The organism is Streptomyces calidiresistens, assembly GCF_014141525.1.
Classification (GTDB): domain Bacteria; phylum Actinomycetota; class Actinomycetes; order Streptomycetales; family Streptomycetaceae; genus Streptomyces; species Streptomyces calidiresistens.
The window spans coordinates 1-1854 of the sequence record NZ_VKHS01000955.1; the positions used below are offsets into that span (position 1 = coordinate 1).

Consider the following 1854-nt stretch of genomic DNA (forward strand, 5'->3'; position numbering starts at 1 on the left):
GTCCCCGGGGGGCGGCGGCCGACCGGGGCCGGCGCCGCCCGCCGGATCAGGACCGGGGCCCGTTCCCGTCGTCCTCGGCGGAGCCGTCGCGGCGGTCGCGCCCGGGGTTCCCCCCGGCGTCGTCCCCCGCGGCGGGGGTCTCCCCCGCGGCGTCGGCCGGCTTGTCCAGCCCGATCGGCTTGTCCGAGTCGCCCTCGGCGGAACGGTCGGCACCGTCCCCGCCCGTCAGCGAGGACGCGTCATCGGGAACCACGGGGGTCTCGCCGTCGTCCTCGGGCCAGGGCTCGTCGTTGACGATCCTCCGGTACTCGTCGGCGTCGAGCACGGCGGCGATCGCGGTCTTGGTGTAGAGCGCGGGCACCCCCGGAGCGACCTCCAGCAGCACGGAGTCCTCGCGGACCTCCTTGACCAGTGCGTACATGCCGCCGATGGTCCGGACACCGGTGCCCGGTTCCATCGCGTCGCGCATTTCCATCATCTGGCGCTGCTTGTTTCGGGCCGAACGGGACATGAGAAGCATGACACCGATCAGCAGGATGAGCGGGAGGAAGAGTTCCACGGCGGAGGTTATTCCTTCATGTGGCCGATGTGACGTGGCCTGGCGTGTGGGTGGACGGTCCGGCCCCCGGGGCCGGCATCGGCGCAGTCTAAGCGAGGCCTTACCGGCGTAACAACGTCGTGGACACCGGGTAAGTTCCGCGCCGACGGCTCCACCGTACGGCGTGCTCCCCCTTTGGGGTGCGCGCCCCGGGCGCTCACTCCTCGAACAGGCTCCCGCCGGGGGTCTCCCCGCGCTGCCGTGGCGGGGTGAGCCCCATGTGACTCCAGGCGGCCGGAGTGGCGACGCGACCTCGCGGTGTGCGGGCCAGCAGACCCTCCCTGACCAGGAAGGGCTCGGCCACCTCCTCCACGGTCTCGCGCTCCTCCCCCACCGCGACGGCGAGCGTGGAGAGTCCCACCGGACCGCCGGCGAAGAGCCTCAGCAGCGCGTCGAGCACCGAACGGTCCAGGCGGTCCAGGCCCCGACCGTCCACCTCGTAGACCTCCAGCGCCGCGGCGGCGATGTCCCGGGTGACGACGCCGTCGCCCTTCACCTGTGCGTAGTCGCGCACCCGGCGCAGCAGCCGGTTGGCGATCCGGGGGGTGCCGCGGGAGCGACCGGCGATCTCGGCGGCCCCCTCCGGGCGAACCTCCACCCCGAGCAGGCCCGCGGAGCGGTGGATCACGCGCTCCAGTTCGATCGGCGCGTAGAACTCCATGTGCGCGGTGAAACCGAAACGATCGCGCAGCGGCGGCGGCAGGAGACCGGCCCGGGTGGTGGCGCCGACCAGGGTGAAGGGGGGAAGCTCCAGGGGGATGGCGGTGGCCCCGGGGCCCTTGCCCACGATCACGTCGACCCGGAAGTCCTCCATCGCCATGTAGAGCATCTCCTCGGCGGGCCGGGACATGCGGTGGATCTCGTCCAGGAAGAGGATCTCCCCCTCCTGGAGGGAGGACAGGATCGCCGCCAGGTCACCGGCGTGCTGGATGGCCGGCCCGGAGCTGATCCGGATGGGGGCCTCCATCTCGGCGGCGATGATCATGGACAGGGTGGTCTTGCCCAGGCCGGGGGCGCCGGAGAGCAGCACGTGGTCGGCGGTGGCACCCCGCGCGCGGGCCGCCTTCAGCACCAGGTCCAGCTGCCCGCGCACCCGCTCCTGACCGATGAACTCGCCCAGGTCCCGGGGGCGGAGGGCGGCCTCCACCGCGCGGTCCTCCCCGTCCGGGGCGGCGGCGACCAACCGGTCCCGCGCCTCCCGTCCGACTCCGGGGGCCTCGTCCCCGTACCGGTGGGCGGCCCCGTCCGAGGCACCC

Annotated in this window: 2 protein-coding genes; both read right to left on the reverse strand. The window is 73.4% G+C overall.

The window, feature by feature from the left end; translation table 11 throughout:
* Positions 1-46: 46 nt before the first annotated feature.
* Entirely contained in the window at positions 47-559 is a 513-nt protein-coding gene (gene yajC / locus FOE67_RS24500) for a preprotein translocase subunit YajC (protein WP_323385423.1), read from the reverse strand.
* Between the two features lie 196 nt (positions 560-755).
* A complete protein-coding gene (gene ruvB, locus FOE67_RS24505) occupies positions 756-1781 on the reverse strand; it encodes a Holliday junction branch migration DNA helicase RuvB (RefSeq protein WP_182667005.1) in 1026 nt (341 codons plus the stop codon).
* Positions 1782-1854 lie beyond the last annotated feature (73 nt).